Consider the following 16,244-nt stretch of genomic DNA (forward strand, 5'->3'; position numbering starts at 1 on the left):
TGAACAGAATGGGCTTAACCGAGATTTCTATTTCGTTGTATTACGGGTTATTTAATAGGATTGATGTAGCTTTAGCGACTGCTTATTTGCTATTCATGACTTAATTCACAATATCTATCTGAGAGACTTCCTTGATGAAGGACCATGTCTTCCCATTGTCTTCCGATCGGAATAAGCAGGCATACATGTCATTTCCGTACTCAGAGGTTTGTTTCAATAAATTAAAGCTTGCTTCAAGAACATTGGGACTGAGTTCAGAGACTTCATCCGGTGATTGAAAAATGTCCAATCCATCTAAGGCATATTCTTCTGGCATATGCAGTATTGCTTTGCTGAAGGAGACTCCGCCATCATGAGTATAATAAATTGTCGTGCGAGTAGCGATGAATCCCAATTCTTGAGAAACAAAGCTAGCATGTTGAATGGGTTGATTGATAGTGGTCACGTCACTTTTTTGCCAGTTTTTTCCTTTGTTTGTTGTATGGTAAACAAAAATGTTCTCACTAGACATGCTATCTGTTGTACAGAAAATCGCTGTGCCGCTAGAGCCGTCGGGGGAGAAGCTCATTTTACGATAGCGGATTGGACCAACAGCTTCACTGATCGTGTGCTTTTGCCAAGATAAGCCAGCATCTGCGGACGTCAGTAGATGAACGCCGTCATCGGAAGGATATAAAAACCATGAAAAATTTGGATCGATCTCATAGGTGTCATCCATCCAATAGCCGTAAGGAACTTCACCTGTCGTGAGCGTGTAGTCTCCTCCTCTCAGCCAATCAGGCTTGATCGGCACAAATCGCCAAGTTGTTCCCTTATCCGTTGTCATATAGAGTTCATCGGCCGCTTGATCGATGTATAGACTGTTCTCCTTTTCAGCTTGATGCTTCGGGAATCCCGCAGGTTGTCGCAGAAGCTGCTCCTCATTGACCCTATCTGGTTCGGAACTGGAAGCGGTCTCCTGTTGCTCCACATCGTCAAACCCTTCCAACGTACGCGCGATACGTTGAGCTTCTTCGAAGGAAGTTGGTCTGAGAGCATAGTAAGAGATGCCGACAAAGCCAAGAACCAGAAGTGTTCCAAATGAAACCCGCAGTTTTTGTTGGAAACCTTGGTCTTTTTTCCCATAATCAACAGCGATCACAGTTTCTTCATCCAGCATAAACAGCTTTATTTGATAAAAGCCTAATAATGTTGGCGTTTGGCCAATCATTATTTTCTGACCATCCAGTGTTGTACTCAGTATCTGACAGGAGTTTTTAACGATCGGGTGGCTTTTCCCGCTTTTAGCTGAATAGAGATAGTAATAATCCTTATCCTGTTTAACGGAAGTGATGGCAAAAATTGCAGCGACTTGTTTTTCCAGCCATGCAGGAAAATTCCTAGCCAAAAACCGCATTTTTACAAAGCTGGTAAGGCTAAAAATGAAACAGGCAATAAGCACAATACCACCAACAATCAAGGATAACTGATAAAGCTGTCCAGCCCTGTGAAAATAAGTATAATTACGCACGATGCTTTCGATATATTGGCGAACAAAAGTAGCAACACCGAAGAAAAATACAGCAGCTATTACGGCTGTGATAGCCATGATCCGTAAAAGTCGTCTATGATTTTTCCAGTAATGCTGCAAGATTTTTCTCTTTTCAGAAAGCAGCTCAATAACCAACAGTTCAGAATTCATAAAATATCCTCCTTTTTATACCCAACTTTTTTAAAACCTTTTTATGTCTATCAGTTTACTGGTTGACCAAGTATCTGACAATCGTTTTTAAATAAAATTAAGAGAGTTATAAAAAAGAAAGAGAAGATCAAGGGGTCTGTTCGTAGGAAATTTTTAGGTTGATTTTCTCAAAAATATACAAGCAGGATCATCGTTTTCTTGGATGGGCATTTGTCATAGCACAACAAAAATAAAGCAAGTTGAAGGAAGTCCTGTTACATACTAGACGCTTTTCCTTCAACTTGCTTTTCAGATAATTCTTCTTGTGGATTATTCAACTGAATAACTTGTTCAATATATCGCTGAGTATATCAAAAGGAACGAGTAGGAAGCTCATAAACAGTTCGATCATGGCCTCAATAAAGTCCATCGCTATTCCCAATAAAAAATCTATCATCTGTCTTCCTCCGTTAGGCCAGTTTTTCTTTTACAGTGCTTGGCAGATCCTTCTCGCTGATTTCTTTCCATGAAGTCACGCCCTTTTCCTCGTTGACGACCATTTTCAAATAGGCGGATAGTCGTAATGGTTTTTGTCGATATTCTTTCAGATGGACTGTTTTTTCTCTCCCTTTTTCATCGTAGGCGACTTGATCGTACTCGTAAAATTGAGTACCATCAGTGATACCGCTGGCTTCGGGTGGATTCGTTATTTTTGTATAATAGCTTGGGCCACCATAGTTTTCCTCCATGTATTTATTCATAGCAAAGTTTATTCCGAATACAAATGCCCCCGAAATAATGGCAAAAATTCCTAGTCGAGTGATTGTTTTTTTCATAGTGATCATCCTTTCGAAATGATCATACAACGAATCGCTTCAAATGAAATCAACCTTAGGTCTGAGCTGAGGCTAACAGCTTTGTAAGGTGAAAAGGGGAGGAATGTCACATCCGTTTTTGGTACTAACTATTTCATGATCTCTGCCATCACTCTACTAAAATATTTATTTTTATGTTTACGGTTTCATTTTTCTATGTTAGAATACACTCAAATAGACAGGCATGTGACTGGTAGTGCAGGCAGGACCTAAATAAGTTGTTATTCTCTTTCTGATTTTATGCAGATACGGAATGTCGATTTATTTAAGTCCTGTCTTTTTGTATTTTCTTCGGCCGGGAAAGTACAAACAATATTAAGGAAAAGAGGAAGCTAACATGAACTATAAAGAGACGGCGACGCAGATCGTGACCTTGATTGGCGGGAAAGAAAATGTTTCTCACTTGGAACATTGCTCCACTAGATTGCGTTTTACATTGAAGGATAAAAATAAAGCAGATATCAAGAAACTTGAAGCGGTAGATGGCGTGATGGGTGTTCGTCAGAATGTCCAGTGTCAGGTGATCATCGGTAATGATGTTGTTGAGGTATATGACGAGGTAACGAAGCTTCTCGGTGAATTAAGTGATAATGGAGAGCAGCCAAAAGAAAAACAAAAAATCGGAGCAGTGATTTTAGATTTTATTATTTCTATTTTTCAACCATTAGTACCAGCAATTGCGGGTGGGGGGATTCTGAAATCGTTGTTGATGTTGGCATCGATTTCCGGAGTGATGAGTGATCAGAGTCAGACCTATCAAATTCTTGATTTGATCGGTGGTGCACCTTTATACTTTTTACCGATTTTAGTTGCTATGACGACTGCAAACAAATTAAAAGTCAACCAGTTAGTAGCTGTTTCAGCAGTTGGTGCATTGATTTTACCAGGGATGACAGCAATGTTGGCAGAAGGGGCAACCCTGTTCTCCTTCGGTGTAGAAAATATTGCCTATGCTTCACAAGTATTTCCGGCAATTTTGACAGTCCTGTTTTATGCACAGATGGAAAAGCTGTTTACACGCTTCTCCCTTAAATCCATTCGAATATTCTTTGTGCCGATGATGAGTTTGTTGATTACTGTACCTGTTGCACTATTGATTTTGGGGCCATTGGGCTACAATGTCGGAACGATCTTTTCTTCAGCAATTATCACGTTGTACAATCAATTTGGGTGGCTGGCGACCGCTTTATTGGCAGCAATTTTACCATTAATGGTTGTGACAGGGATGCACAAAGCAATGATTCCCTATGCGGTTTCTTCAATGAGTGAGCTTGGCATGGAGCTGCTTTATCTACCGGCTTCTCTAGCCCACAATATTGCGGAATCAGGCGCGTGTTTTGCAGTAAGTGTGAAAACAAAGGACAAAAAGCTGCGTTCAACAGCTATTTCTGCTGGTATTTCTGCAATGTTTGGTATTACGGAGCCAGCATTGTATGGTGTAACGATTTTGAATAAGCGGGTCTTGTATGGCGTGATGGGTGCGAGTTTGATCGGTGGAGGCTTTGCCGGTATTGTAGCAATCAAAGCTTTTGCTTTGGTCGGACCTGGGTTGGCGAGTATTACAATGTTTGCAGATAAGAGTAATCCCATGAACCTGATTTGGGCTTTTGCGACACTGGGTCTCTCCTTTGTTGTAGCATTTATTGCTGTACTGCTGTTATTCCAAGATAAAAAAGTCGAAGAAACAGAGGCAGTAAACTTAGAAAAAGCTGTTGGTATGGAGCTGCTGTCTAGTCCTGTGGCTGGAAGAGTCATCCCTTTGAGTGAAGTGAAAGATGATGTGTTTGCAAGCGGAATGGTTGGTGCAGGCGTTGGGATTATTCCGGAGATCGGTGAGCTGGTTGCACCTGAAGAGGGCGAAATCACAATGATCTTTGAAACCAATCATGCAGTGGGAATGAAGTTGAAAAATGGCGCAGAACTATTGTTCCATATCGGTATCGATACAGTTCAACTGGAAGGCGCAGGCTTTACCTCCTTTGTAAAGGCTGGTGATTATGTTCTGCGTGGACAGAGGCTAATTGAATTTGATTTGAAGAAAATTACTGCAGCTGGTTTTGATCCGACGGTGATCTGTGTTGTAACGAACCAGGACCGTTATACTGTCAGCTCATTTAATTTAGAAAATGAAGTGACTAGCGAGTCTGATTTATTGGCTGTTACAACGATTTAGGAATAGCATGTTTAGTGTAGAGGAAATCATTAAAACAAAAAAAGGAACCGGCCTGTTACTTGGGTAGTTTCTTTCAAATAGAGAAGGGGCTTATTATGAATAAACAGACATTTCCAGAGAACTTTTTATGGGGTGGCGCAATTGCTGCCAATCAGGTAGAGGGAGGTTGGAACATTGACGGTAAAGGGCTTTCTGTAGCAGATATGGCTACCTATAAGCCTGCTGTCGATGTGAAAGATTACGCCGCGCATATGGAAGTAACAACAGAGGCTGTAGAAAAGGCGGCAGCAGATTTGACCGATACTTGGTACCCAAAACGTCGTGGCATCGATTTTTACCATCGATACAAAGAAGATCTGGCGTTGTTTGCCGAAATGGGCTTCAAGACATTGCGCCTATCGATCGCATGGACACGGATTTTCCCGACAGGAGAAGAAGCAGAGCCGAATGAAAAAGGTATTGCCTTTTACGAAGCGGTATTCAAGGAAATGAAACGCTTGAACATCGAACCGATCGTGACACTGTCCCACTATGAAATGCCGGTATTCCTAAGCTTGAAATATAATGGCTGGGTCGATCGAAAAGTAATCGATGACTTTGTCCGTTTTGCAGATGTTTGCTATGATCGTTTTGGGAAGTACGTAAACTATTGGTTGACCTTCAATGAAATCGACAGTATTCATCGGCACCCGTTCACAACTGCCGGTGTCATCCCTGACAAATGTGAAGAGGGACAGGTGGAAAGAGATATCTATCAAGCACTGCATCATCAATTTGTCGCGAGTGCCTTAGTCACAAAATCCGCCCATGAAAAAATTCAAGGCAGTCAAGTTGGTTGTATGTTGACAAAGCTGATGACCTATCCATTGACGTGTGCGCCACTTGATGTAGAATTGACCCAGAAGAAAAATTTAGAGAACAATTTTTACGCCGATGTGCAGGTCAAAGGGGTCTATCCAAAAATGATCTTGAAAGATTTAGAAAATCGTGGGATACATCTGAATATGACTGAGGAAGACTTGACAATACTTCAAGCACACACAGTGGATTTCGTTTCCTTCAGTTACTACATGTCTATGGCAGAATCCGGTGATCCAGATGCGGAAAGAACACCGGGAAATACGGTATTAGGAGTTAAAAATCCTTACTTGCCATCAACAGAATGGGGCTGGCAAATCGATCCGAAGGGCTTGAAAATCTCACTGATCGAATTGTATGATCGGTATAATGTCCCCTTGATGATTGTTGAAAATGGTATGGGCGCAGTCGACAAGCTGGAAGATGGGACGATTCATGATACGTACCGCATGGCTTATTTCGCCGAACATTTCAAACAAATGAAGGAAGCCATTGATGAAGGCGTTGATTTGATTGGCTATACCAGCTGGGGGCCTATTGATTTGGTCAGCGCAGGCACTTCTCAGATGTCCAAACGTTACGGTTTTATCTATGTTGATGCAGATGATGAAGGAAATGGGACCTACGATCGGATGAGAAAAGATTCCTTCTATTGGTATCAGAAAGTCATTGAGACAAATGGTGCGTCACTCTATGAATAGAAAATAAAAGGAGGATGACAGGTGATTTCAATTAAAAAGGTTTTGAATTCCAGTGTTGTTCTTGTTGAAAATAATGGCAAAGAAATGATTGCTTTGGGGAAAGGAATCGGTTTTGGAAAAAAAATCGGCGATCAGATTCCCGATGAACAGGTAGATAAAATCTTTCTTGAGGTAGAGGAACAAAAATCGGTTCAGATTGTTGAGCTGGTTGGTGAGATTCCCTTTGAATTTTTTGAAGTGACCAGAGATATTATTGCCGAAGCAGAAAAACAGCTGGGTAAGAAGCTGAACAGCAACCTCTATCTTACTTTGACAGATCACCTGCATTTTGCTGTAGAACGGGCACAGGAAGGTCTGACGGTAGCCAATCGATTATACTGGGAGATCAAAAGCTATTATCCTCAAGAATTTCAAGTGGGTAAACATGCGTTGGAGCTACTCAATGAAAAGTATGCAATCGAGCTGCCGCAGGAAGAAGCGAGCAACATCGCGTTTCATCTAATCAACGCTCAATCAGAAGATACAGAGAACGCGGATGGCTTCAAATATGCAAAAATGATTGGCGGTATCGTTAATATGGTGCGCTATTCGATTCAAAAAGAAATTGACACAAATTCGATTCACTACACACGATTCATCACGCATGTTCGCTTTTTTGTCGAAAGATATTACTCAGACGGACTATTGGAAGATACTGAGGATCAGTTGTATAAGCAAATGTGGACCTTGTACCCTTCGGCGATGGAGACCGCAACGAAGGTCAAGGAGTACTTGGAAAAGGTCTATCAAGCGACGATTCCTGATGAAGAAATCGTGTATCTTGGAGTGCATATCAATCGATTGATGAAGCATTCAACTTAAGAAAAAGGAATACAGCTTCTAAAAATAGAGCAGGACGATGATCAGAGAATTTTTCTGATTATCGTCCGCTCTTTTTTTGCATGACTTACTTTTTGTTCGGGTGGTTTCAACGTATGGACTTAGGTCCAATAGTGCGTGAAGCCATTGTAAGCGGTTTTCGCTGATGGTAGATTAAGGGTGTAGGAGATAGGAGATTTATTCTTTAGACAGCTAGCTGCATGTGTTCCGCTAATATCGTGAGATCAGGAACACCCATCGAATAAATGGGTTAACCGTATTCTTATGACTGCAAAATGAATCAGGAGGTAAATCAATGGGAGAAACAATGAAAAACAGTATGCAAAAATTTTCAAGATCGGCAATCCTGCCAATTAAATTTATGGCTGTTATGGGGTTGTTTTTAGCTTTTTCAGTTATTTTACAATTAGAATTTATGCCGGAAATTATTCAAACTTTTGGAACATTGATTAAAACGATGATGGATGCCATGCTGAATAATCTTGCAATTATTTTCTGTGTGGGGATTGCTTCATCAATGGCGGATAAAAAGAAAGTAGAGGCGGGATTGATTTCGCTGATTGCTTTTCTCTTTTTCTTAGCCGCAAACAACGCATGGCTGGATTTGAATAATATGTTGGCGGAAACCGGCGAGATGGGGCTATTTGGGACAGGGCAAGGAATGGTTCTTGGCTTTCAGGTTGTAGATATGAACGTCTTTTTGGGGATGTTGATTGGTTGTGTAGTCGCCTATGTACATAACAAGTATTCAGATAAAGAGTTTGTTGACTTTTTGAGTATCTATGGCGGTTCACGCTTTACCTTCATTATTTTGATTCCAGTCATTTTGATTTTGGCGATTGCCATGTGTTATATCTGGCCAGTCGTAAATGGGTGGATCGGTTCTCTTTCCAATGTTATTTTGACAGCTGGGTTGTTCGGTGTTTTCCTTTATGCGTTCGGGAATCGCTTCTTGATTCCTACAGGGCTGCATCATTTGTTGTGGATGCCGTTTTGCTTTACTGCATTAGGGGGAACAGCAGAAATCAATGGACAGGTGTATAACGGAGCTGCGAATATCTTTTATGCGGAAATGGCGAATGTTGGAACAATTACTTCATTAGACTCTTCTCTACGCTTTGCGACCTTTGGCTTTGTAAAAATATTTGGATCGATTGCAGTAGGGTTGGCGTTGATTCATTCAGCTAGAAAGGAAAATCGGGAAGAGGTCAAAGGAATGATTTTGCCGTCGATGTTTGTTGGTTCTGTCGCAGGCATCACTGAACCGCTGGATTTCTCATTTCTATTTGCGTCGCCATTGCTATGGTTGGTCCATAGCTTGTTAACGGCAACTTCAGAAGTGATTCTGTGGGCGATTGGTGCTAGAACCTATATGCTGTATGGACTGATTGATACAGTCATTTCCAATGCGGTATTGCCACCAGGACTCACGAAGTTTTATTTGGTGATTATTGTTGGACTGATCATGGGTGTCATTTGGTACTTTACTTTTATGTTCCTAATTAAAAAGTTTGATCTAAAAACACCGGGACGTGAAGTGGTACTTGAGACAGGCGTCGTTCAATTGTCAGAGATACCCGAAGATGAACATATAGTAGAAGAAACAGCTCCAGACGACATTTCATTAGTTATTCAAGGTCTAGGTGGAAAAGACAATATCCAAACAATTACCAACTGTTTCACACGTTTGAGAGTCACTGTGGTTGCCGTTGATCAGGTCGATGCTCCCACACTAGAAAAAATCTCTGCTCAAAAAGGGGTCATCCTGAATGGCAACAATGTTCAGGTGATTATTGGAATGGGCGTTCAACAATTTAAAGAAGAAGTTTGTGACACATTAGGAATAGAAGAATAGAAGGGAAGTCAAAAATATGAGTTTAAAAAAACAATCAGTCGTCATTGCAGGTGGAGGAAGTACTTATACAGCAGGAATCGTTATGATGCTGATCGAAAATCAAGAGAAGTTTCCTTTGCGGAAGCTGAAATTTTATGATAATGATCCGGAGCGTCAGAAAATCGTAGCAGATGCTTGTGCGGTCATTGTGAAAGAACGAGCACCGGAAATCGAATTTTCAGCAACCAGTGATCCTGCAGAAGCATTTACTGATATTGATTTCGTAATGGCGCATATTCGTGTTGGGGGGCTGCCAATGCGTGAAAAGGATGAAAAGATTCCATTGAAATATGGCGTAGTAGGACAGGAAACTTGTGGACCGGGAGGCATGGCGTATGCGATGCGTTCGATTCCAGGAGTCATCGAATTGATCGATTATATGGAAAGGTATTCTCCGGATGCTTGGATGTTGAACTATTCAAATCCAGCGGCGATCGTTGCCGAAGCAACTCGCGTTCTTCGCCCTAAAGCAAAAATCATCAACATTTGTGATATGCCAGTAGCGATCAAAAAATCAATTGCAGATATTCTCGGGTTGAAAAACGAAAATGAAATCGTTGAACGTTACTATGGGTTGAATCATTTTGGCTGGTGGACAGAAATGCGTGATAAGGAAGGAAATGACCTGTTGCCGCGATTGAAAGAGCATGTTAAAAAGTGGGGCTATGCTGCTGCGAATGATGACTTGAATAATCCGTTATTGGCAGAAGCCAGCTGGATGGATACCTTCCAAATGGCCAAAGATGTCTATGCAGTCGATCCGGAAACTATCCCGAATACGTATTTGAAATATTATCTTTACCCGGATTATGTCGTTGCTCATTCTAATCCCGATTACACACGAGCAAATGAAGTAATGGATCATCGAGAAAAAAATGTCTTTGCAGAATGTAAACGTATTGCCTCCGCTGGAACAGCGGAAGGAACGACAATTGAAGCAGGTGAACATGCGGAATTCGTTGTTCAACTCGCAGGGGCGTTGGCCTATAACACGCATGAAAGAATGCTGTTGATTGTACGAAATAATGGAGCAATCGTCAATATTGATAAAGACGCAATGGTCGAGGTGCCATGTATTGTCAGCAAACGAGGGTACGAGCCATTGTGTATGGGTGAGATTCCGAATTTCCAGAAAGGAATGATCGAGCAGCAGGTTGCAGCTGAGAAATTGGTTGTTGAAGCCTATATCGAGAAATCATATCAAAAGCTGTGGCAAGCCTTAACTTTGTCTAAGACAGTACCAAGTGCGAAGATTGCGAAAGAAATCTTAGACGATTTGATAGAAGTGAATAAGGAATACTGGCCTGAGCTAAACTAAGCTTTGTTTCCGAAAGAATTTCATGTTATAAAGAAGTTGTGACAAAGATTTTTCGTCCCTCTAAAGAACTGATTATCTGTTTTTTTGAGAGTTAAGGGATATTTCCTGTCACAGCTTTTTTATTTCTTTAAGGAGTGACAAACATGAGATTCCACGACTTAGTTAATCAGCACTATGAATTGTTAAGTGAAACGGATTTGGAGATCAGTCGTTTTATTTCAGAGCATAAAGAAGAGGTGCGGCAACTGAGCATCAAAGAATTTGCTCACAAAAGTCTTTCTTCTAAATCCTCAGTGATCCGTTTTGCTCAGAAACTTGGCTTTACCGGCTTCAGTGAAATGCGTAACTTTTTGAAATGGGAGGAAGCCAGTCCAGAGGAGCAAGGACAGCTCTCATTCCGAAAACAGGTTCTTCGTGATACCGAAAAAACGATCCGCTATATTCAAGAAGCGGATTGGACAGCGATTTATCAAGCAATTGATCAGGCAGAACATATTTATTTGGTGTCTACAGGTGTGACCCAGAAAAGCCAGGCTTCTGAACTGCAACGACTGTTTTTGCTAATTGGCAAGCCGGCTCAAGTGATTCCAGGGACTGGATCAAGCAATGAAATCAAGCGGATATTGGAGCGGGTTACAGAAAAAGATGTTTTATTCCTACTATCCTTATCGGGGGAAAATACCGGACTGATCGAAATTTTAAATATCTTATCAATCAAAAAAGCTAAAATCATTTCTATAACTGACCATAAAGATAACTCATTATCTGGACGTTCGAATTTTAATTTATATGCGGCGAGTAGTCGGAGTCCGCTTCCTCAACATTGGTGGCTACAAACTGCTTCGACCTTCTTCATTTTGATAGAAGCCTTTGTTTTTGGTTATGTTGATTTTCAAAGGAAGCAGTTGAAAGAAACAGAACAATAATTAAAAAAACTATTTAAAGGAAGCCTAAACAGTTGATATAAGGGGCTTTCTTTTCTTATTAAAAAATTTGTTAGAAAAAGTGTTGACAAAAATAGAGCATGGGTATATTATAAAGACATAGCAAGACCGACGGTCGGTCAAGAGAGTAGGAAGGAGGTCAACCATGAGAACAGTAAAGGAACATGACGAAAGAAAAACAGAAATATTAGATACCGCAAAAACATTGTTTCTTTCAAAGGGCTATGATAAAACAACAATCAATGATATTCTCAAAACGATCGGCATTGCCAAAGGAACCTTATATCATTATTTCAAGTCAAAAGAAGAAGTGATGGAAGCAGTAGTAATGAGAGTCATCGAACAAGATATGCTCACTGCTAAAGAAATTGCAGGAAATAGCGAATTGACTGCACTGGATAAAATTATTCAATTTCTATTAGCACAACAGCCGACTGAAAATGAAGAGAAAAATGAGTTGATTGAACAATTTCCAAGAGTGGAAAATGCGTTGATGAAACAACGCGCGATGGAAGGGACACTACAATATATCTGTCCGATACTGGCAGAAGTGATAGAGGAAGGAAATCAAAATGGAGAATTCCAGACACCCTATCCTTTAGAAGCTATCCAATTTTTGATCGCCGGCATTCAGACATTGATGGATGAGCGAATGATCACACCCGATGAAGAAGCGATGAAACGCAGGATAATGTCTTTTATCGATATCATCTTTAGAGTGATTGGACTCAGTGAAGCAATTGATAAAGAAGAAGTTACAAACAGAATCATGTCAATATTTGCTAATTAAACTCAACAGTAGTTGGGTTTAAAAAATAAACTAAAAATGACCGACGGTCGGTCAAGGAAGAAGGAACGAATTATGAATCATACAGAAGTAATCCAAACAATAGCAGAAAGAAGCAATACAGATTTTCTAACATGTCAAACAATTATGAAAGGCTACGAAAAATATTGTGAGAACAACGTTACTCGTACCTCAAGAAAGCATCTAAAAGCCATCATCGGTCATATTTCTAACGAAACACTGATCGACAGTCTGACTTGTCAAACAGTTATGGAGAACTTTTTCGATCTAATGAAGGCCCAAATCAAATCTAAGATTCCATTTATGAAATAAATCAGTTGCACTAAAAATAAACACAAAGAAGAAAACAATCAAACTAAATGAAAAGAGGAAATCATCATGAAAACAAAAACAATCGCAGTAATCGTAGGAACAGTAATCTGTTTAGGAATGGCATCACAGGTAGTGGAAAACAGTTTGGATAAAGAAGCAATCAAGGATTATTTAACAGAAAATGTGAAGGAGCATGACGAAGAAGAAAGTCCCATCAATTTTGAAATTGGCGATAAGGAAGAACGCAGCTTATTGGAATGGATCGGATTTTAAGTGTATTGAAAAAATGAAGTAACTAGGATCAATAGATAAACCAAAAAAACTATGAAAAGAGGAAATCAACATGAAAACAAAAACAATCGCAGCAATCGTAGGAGCAGTAATCTGTTTAGGAATGGCATCACAGGTAGTAGAAAGCAGTTTGGATAAAGAAGCAATCAAAAATTATCTAACAGAAAATGTGAAGGAACATGACGAAGAAGAAAGTCCCATCAATTTTGAAATTGGCGATAAGGACGAAGCCGGCTTTATAGAAAGAATTGGTTTTTAAGTAAAAAAACAAAAAATAGACTTACTAAGGAGCGAAACTATTATGAATAATACAGAAGTAATGCAATCACTTGCAGAAAGAAGTCACGTCAATCAATCCGCTTGTCAAACAATTGTAAAAAGCTATGAGGAATACTGTGAAAAGAATATTACTCGCTTTTCAAGAAAATATTTGAAAGCGATCATCGATTATATCTCAAGAGAAACCGCTGTGGAACCTTCGATCTGTCAACGTGTGATGGAAAACTATTTTGATTTAGTGGGTGAACAAATGAAAGGAAAGATTCCATTTGTAAGATAAGAAGTAGCAACTATAAATAGAGACAATGGCAGGTTTATCTACACTTTCAATGAGTGGAGGCCTGTCTTTTTTTGAGTCATTGATTTAGCGTCTCTTCTAACGTAGAATTTAAGTAATAGAAAAACTCGTAGTTTCGTTATGAACACAATATTGAAAGCGTTTGATAGGAGTGGATGGTATGACCATGAGAGAAAGAATTCTTAATGGAGAACTATTTTTAGATGATTGTGAAGGCTTGCCTGAGGAGCGGCTGCAAGCAAAAAAGAGAATGATGCGATTTAATCAAACTATGCCTGATGAACTGGAAAAGAGGTTTCAGCTTTTAGATGAAATTTTTGGTGCTCACGTAAATGCATGGATCGAGCCTCCTTTCTATTTTTGTTATGGGAGCAATATCGAGCTTGGGGAAGAATGCTATTTGAACATGGGGTGTACCTTTATCGATGATGGGAAAATCATAATTGGCAATAAAGTTGCCTTCGGTCCGGGGGTCACGATTGCGACAGTGGGGCATCCGATTCATCCGGAGTATCGAAGAGTGATGTATAGTGATCCGGTCGTTATCGAAGAAAATTGTTGGATCGGTGCGAATACAACGATTTGTCCAGGAGTGACGATTGGAAAGAACAGTGTTATCGGCGCTGGCAGTATCGTGACAAAAGATATTCCGGAAAACTCAGTTGCTGTGGGGAACCCATGTAAAGTCTTACGTGAAATCAATGAAAAGGACAGACAGTTTTATTACAAGGATCGTATGCTCACTGAAGAGGATATTGCAGAAGTTTATCGATTAAATGGTGGTTCGGTCGATCAGTGAATCATCTTGACTTCGTTCGTGCGATGAAACATTTAATATGAGAAAGCAATTTTCAAGTGCTTCAAGAGGCGACGACTAGGAAGGACTTGGAGCAGCTGTTTGTCCAATAAAAAGAACACTTCAATCGCTAGAGTTGAAGTGTTCTAGAATGTTTTTAGATCATTGTACAATCCATAGCAGAGAAATTTTTATTATCTATTCTTTTCTACTTGGGAGAATCAGTTACTTGACCGATCCAGTGAGAAATTTTTTTTAGGTAGTTAAGAATTATTTCAGTGAACGGCTTGTGTGATAGGCTCTAAAACAAGAGGTATCAGTTCACTCAGAGTCAGAATACAGTTGTCAGCTCCGGCTGAATAAAAAGTAGTCGCTGCTTTCTCAACAAGATTTTCCCTTTCCTGTACAGATAAGCGTTGATATTCTTCAAATGAAAGACCTAGTTCGGAACTCCCTTCGATAACGGCAATAGTATAGACACCGGCATTTTTTCCTTCTTTAATATCAGAGACAGTATCTCCTACCTTGACGACCTCGTTCACGCTCAAAGTACCAAAGTACTTCATATTTTCAAAAATCATATAGGGGTAAGGTCTCCCTATCGATTGTACATCATCAGGTGTTGCAACGAAATCCGGCTTGTAACCAAATTTTTCAGCTTCCTTTGCGACGACAGTCATCATTTCTTTGGTGTAACCAGTTGTTGATCCAATGTTGAAGCCTTTTTCTTTCAGTGTGTTAAATACTTCGAGTGTATCTGGTTTTAGCGTTGAGTTTTCAGCTAAATCTTCAAAAAGATAGTTTTCGAATGCTGCATAAATTTTTTGGATATCGCTATCTTCAGATGCTCGACCATAATGTTCATGCCAGGCTTTTTTTACATTCGACATCTCAAGTAATGCTTTGATATGATCGATTTTAAGCATGCCCATAGGTTCTCTGATTTGATCAGGGCTAAGATCAATTCCAACATCAGCAAAGGCTTTTTCAAAGGCTTTGACAGGTGCCATACAACCGTAATCCACAGTGGTTCCCGCCCAATCAAAAATAATAGTATTAATTTTCATGCAGCTAACATCTCCTTATATTCTGCGATTATGCGTATCAATTCTTCAATATCCTCAGGGTATATTTCACCGATATTACCAATTCTAAAACACTCTAGTTCACTGATTTTTCCAGGGTAAATAACAAACCCGCGCTCTTTTAAATAATAATAAAAGCTGTCAAACTCAAAAGGAAATGACTTCGGATAATAGAAGGAGGTAATAAAGGGACCTTGATGCTCCTTAACAACCATTTCAAAGCCTAAATCAGACATTTTAGTGCGCAACAACTGATTATTTGCCAAATAACGTAAGTTTCTATTTTTGATGCCGCCTTCTTCTTCTAATTCGATTAGCGCTTGGTGGAAGGCTAGAACAGTATGAGTAGGTGAGGTAAACCGCCACTTACCGTCTTTATCCATTTCTTTGAACTGGCCATAGATGTCTAAAGATAAGCTTCTGGCATAATCTTTCCGTTGTTCGATTTCCGCTTTTTTCCCAATAATGAAAGAAAAGCCTGGCACCCCTTGAATGCATTTGTTAGAGCTGGAAATCAAGAAGTCGATATCAAGCGCTTTGACATCAATGGTTATCCCACCGAAGCTGGACATGGCATCCACGATAAATAATTGATTGTTTTCTTTTGCTAAAGCAGCAATCTCTTCAAGCTCATTTAAAATCCCAGAGGTTGTTTCACTATGAACCATGGCGATTGCAGTGATATCTTCCTGATGCTCAAGATATTTTTTTATAGCACTTGCCTTTGGAATCTCGCAATCGCCTACTTCATAAACAGTATACTTTAGTCCAAGGCGTTCACTCATTTGCACCATTCTTTTCCCATAGGCGCCATTAGAGCAAATCAGTAAATGATCTTCCGGACCAATCTCAGAGCTTAATACAGCTTCCACGCCAAAGGAACCACTGCCTTGCATTAAAACCACGGTATAGTCTGTGCCATCAACGCCGGCTAATGCTAACAAACGTTTTCGGATATCTAATGTGATGGTCTTATAGTCATTGTCCCATGTGCAATGATCGATCATCATTGCTTGTTTCACTGTATCGCTGGTCGTCAATGGACCCGGAGTTAATAATTTGTATGCCATTTT

17 protein-coding genes are annotated in these 16,244 nt (G+C 40.0%); 12 read left to right on the plus strand and 5 right to left on the minus strand.

Going from position 1 to position 16,244, the window contains the following annotated elements:
• Positions 1 to 100: 100 nt before the first annotated feature.
• The 3 genes from A5888_RS16230 to A5888_RS16240 all read right to left on the minus strand — a co-directional run bounded on the left by A5888_RS16230 (position 101) and on the right by A5888_RS16240 (position 2,496).
• Positions 101 to 1,681: a WD40/YVTN/BNR-like repeat-containing protein gene (locus A5888_RS16230; protein ID WP_086350553.1), complete on the minus strand. Its 1,581-nt coding sequence runs from the start codon at positions 1,679 to 1,681 to the stop codon at positions 101 to 103.
• A gap of 313 nt (positions 1,682 to 1,994) precedes the next feature.
• Complete coding sequence (locus tag A5888_RS16235; RefSeq protein ID WP_283160601.1) at positions 1,995 to 2,117, minus strand: hypothetical protein; 123 nt, start codon at positions 2,115 to 2,117, stop codon at positions 1,995 to 1,997.
• A 13-nt stretch (positions 2,118 to 2,130) separates the two neighbouring features.
• Positions 2,131 to 2,496 carry a YxeA family protein gene (locus A5888_RS16240; RefSeq protein ID WP_170924870.1) on the minus strand — a complete coding sequence of 122 codons (366 nt, stop codon included), beginning with the start codon at positions 2,494 to 2,496 and terminating at the stop codon, positions 2,131 to 2,133.
• A 376-nt stretch (positions 2,497 to 2,872) separates the two neighbouring features.
• On the opposite strand from A5888_RS16240, the gene A5888_RS16245 reads away from it, so the two are divergent.
• The 12 genes from A5888_RS16245 (at position 2,873) to A5888_RS16300 (ending at position 14,089) form a co-directional block, all read left to right on the plus strand.
• A complete protein-coding gene (locus A5888_RS16245; protein ID WP_086350555.1) occupies positions 2,873 to 4,708 on the plus strand; it encodes a beta-glucoside-specific PTS transporter subunit IIABC in 1,836 nt (611 codons plus the stop codon).
• Between the two features lie 95 nt (positions 4,709 to 4,803).
• Entirely contained in the window at positions 4,804 to 6,267 is a 1,464-nt protein-coding gene (locus A5888_RS16250) for a glycoside hydrolase family 1 protein (RefSeq protein WP_086350556.1), read from the plus strand.
• 21 nt (positions 6,268 to 6,288) lie between these two features.
• Positions 6,289 to 7,128 (plus strand): BglG family transcription antiterminator LicT, encoded by an 840-nt coding sequence (gene licT, locus A5888_RS16255; RefSeq protein ID WP_086350557.1) that lies wholly within the window; start codon positions 6,289 to 6,291, stop codon positions 7,126 to 7,128.
• Positions 7,129 to 7,441: 313 nt separating this feature from the next.
• Complete coding sequence (locus A5888_RS16260) at positions 7,442 to 9,001, plus strand: PTS transporter subunit EIIC (protein ID WP_170924871.1); 1,560 nt, start codon at positions 7,442 to 7,444, stop codon at positions 8,999 to 9,001.
• Positions 9,002 to 9,017: 16 nt separating this feature from the next.
• A complete protein-coding gene (locus A5888_RS16265; RefSeq protein ID WP_086350558.1) occupies positions 9,018 to 10,358 on the plus strand; it encodes a 6-phospho-alpha-glucosidase in 1,341 nt (446 codons plus the stop codon).
• 143 nt (positions 10,359 to 10,501) lie between these two features.
• Positions 10,502 to 11,284, plus strand: coding sequence for a MurR/RpiR family transcriptional regulator (locus A5888_RS16270; RefSeq protein ID WP_086350559.1), 783 nt, complete (start codon positions 10,502 to 10,504; stop codon positions 11,282 to 11,284).
• Positions 11,285 to 11,447: 163 nt separating this feature from the next.
• Complete coding sequence (locus A5888_RS16275) at positions 11,448 to 12,092, plus strand: TetR/AcrR family transcriptional regulator (protein WP_086350560.1); 645 nt, start codon at positions 11,448 to 11,450, stop codon at positions 12,090 to 12,092.
• Positions 12,093 to 12,164: 72 nt separating this feature from the next.
• Positions 12,165 to 12,422 (plus strand): hypothetical protein, encoded by a 258-nt coding sequence (locus A5888_RS16280; protein WP_086350561.1) that lies wholly within the window; start codon positions 12,165 to 12,167, stop codon positions 12,420 to 12,422.
• A 66-nt stretch (positions 12,423 to 12,488) separates the two neighbouring features.
• Positions 12,489 to 12,695 (plus strand): hypothetical protein, encoded by a 207-nt coding sequence (locus A5888_RS16285; RefSeq protein WP_086350562.1) that lies wholly within the window; start codon positions 12,489 to 12,491, stop codon positions 12,693 to 12,695.
• A 70-nt stretch (positions 12,696 to 12,765) separates the two neighbouring features.
• Positions 12,766 to 12,972, plus strand: a complete 207-nt coding sequence (locus A5888_RS16290; protein ID WP_086350563.1) for a hypothetical protein — start codon at positions 12,766 to 12,768, stop codon at positions 12,970 to 12,972.
• A gap of 42 nt (positions 12,973 to 13,014) precedes the next feature.
• Entirely contained in the window at positions 13,015 to 13,272 is a 258-nt protein-coding gene (locus A5888_RS16295; RefSeq protein ID WP_086350564.1) for a hypothetical protein, read from the plus strand.
• A gap of 178 nt (positions 13,273 to 13,450) precedes the next feature.
• Entirely contained in the window at positions 13,451 to 14,089 is a 639-nt protein-coding gene (locus tag A5888_RS16300; RefSeq protein WP_086350565.1) for a sugar O-acetyltransferase, read from the plus strand.
• Positions 14,090 to 14,361: 272 nt separating this feature from the next.
• Here A5888_RS16300 and phnX read toward each other — a convergent pair whose 3' ends face one another.
• Together phnX and phnW are read right to left on the minus strand one after the other, a co-directional pair.
• Positions 14,362 to 15,153 (minus strand): phosphonoacetaldehyde hydrolase, encoded by a 792-nt coding sequence (gene phnX / locus A5888_RS16305; RefSeq protein WP_086350566.1) that lies wholly within the window; start codon positions 15,151 to 15,153, stop codon positions 14,362 to 14,364.
• On the minus strand, positions 15,150 to 16,241 hold the full coding sequence (phnW, locus tag A5888_RS16310) for a 2-aminoethylphosphonate--pyruvate transaminase (protein ID WP_086350567.1): 1,092 nt from the start codon (positions 16,239 to 16,241) through the stop codon (positions 15,150 to 15,152). Before phnW ends, phnX begins: the two co-directional genes overlap by 4 nt.
• Positions 16,242 to 16,244 lie beyond the last annotated feature (3 nt).

This window comes from Enterococcus sp. 9E7_DIV0242, from assembly GCF_002140975.2.
Lineage (GTDB): Bacteria > Bacillota > Bacilli > Lactobacillales > Enterococcaceae > Enterococcus_L > Enterococcus_L clewellii.

Bases quoted from the DNA above. Each gene is read 5' to 3' on its own strand.
- A5888_RS16230 (WP_086350553.1), bottom strand. From the start codon at position 1,681: ATGAATTCTGAACTGTTGGTTATTGAGCTGCTTTCTGAAAAGAGAAAA.
- A5888_RS16235 (WP_283160601.1), bottom strand. From the start codon at position 2,117: ATGATAGATTTTTTATTGGGAATAGCGATGGACTTTATTGAGGCCATG.
- A5888_RS16240 (WP_170924870.1), bottom strand. From the start codon at position 2,496: ATGAAAAAAACAATCACTCGACTAGGAATTTTTGCCATTATTTCGGGG.
- A5888_RS16245 (WP_086350555.1), top strand. From the start codon at position 2,873: ATGAACTATAAAGAGACGGCGACGCAGATCGTGACCTTGATTGGCGGG.
- A5888_RS16250 (WP_086350556.1), top strand. From the start codon at position 4,804: ATGAATAAACAGACATTTCCAGAGAACTTTTTATGGGGTGGCGCAATT.
- A5888_RS16260 (WP_170924871.1), top strand. From the start codon at position 7,442: ATGGGAGAAACAATGAAAAACAGTATGCAAAAATTTTCAAGATCGGCA.
- A5888_RS16265 (WP_086350558.1), top strand. From the start codon at position 9,018: ATGAGTTTAAAAAAACAATCAGTCGTCATTGCAGGTGGAGGAAGTACT.
- A5888_RS16270 (WP_086350559.1), top strand. From the start codon at position 10,502: ATGAGATTCCACGACTTAGTTAATCAGCACTATGAATTGTTAAGTGAA.
- A5888_RS16275 (WP_086350560.1), top strand. From the start codon at position 11,448: ATGAGAACAGTAAAGGAACATGACGAAAGAAAAACAGAAATATTAGAT.
- A5888_RS16280 (WP_086350561.1), top strand. From the start codon at position 12,165: ATGAATCATACAGAAGTAATCCAAACAATAGCAGAAAGAAGCAATACA.
- A5888_RS16285 (WP_086350562.1), top strand. From the start codon at position 12,489: ATGAAAACAAAAACAATCGCAGTAATCGTAGGAACAGTAATCTGTTTA.
- A5888_RS16290 (WP_086350563.1), top strand. From the start codon at position 12,766: ATGAAAACAAAAACAATCGCAGCAATCGTAGGAGCAGTAATCTGTTTA.
- A5888_RS16295 (WP_086350564.1), top strand. From the start codon at position 13,015: ATGAATAATACAGAAGTAATGCAATCACTTGCAGAAAGAAGTCACGTC.
- A5888_RS16300 (WP_086350565.1), top strand. From the start codon at position 13,451: ATGACCATGAGAGAAAGAATTCTTAATGGAGAACTATTTTTAGATGAT.
- phnX (WP_086350566.1), bottom strand. From the start codon at position 15,153: ATGAAAATTAATACTATTATTTTTGATTGGGCGGGAACCACTGTGGAT.
- phnW (WP_086350567.1), bottom strand. From the start codon at position 16,241: ATGGCATACAAATTATTAACTCCGGGTCCATTGACGACCAGCGATACA.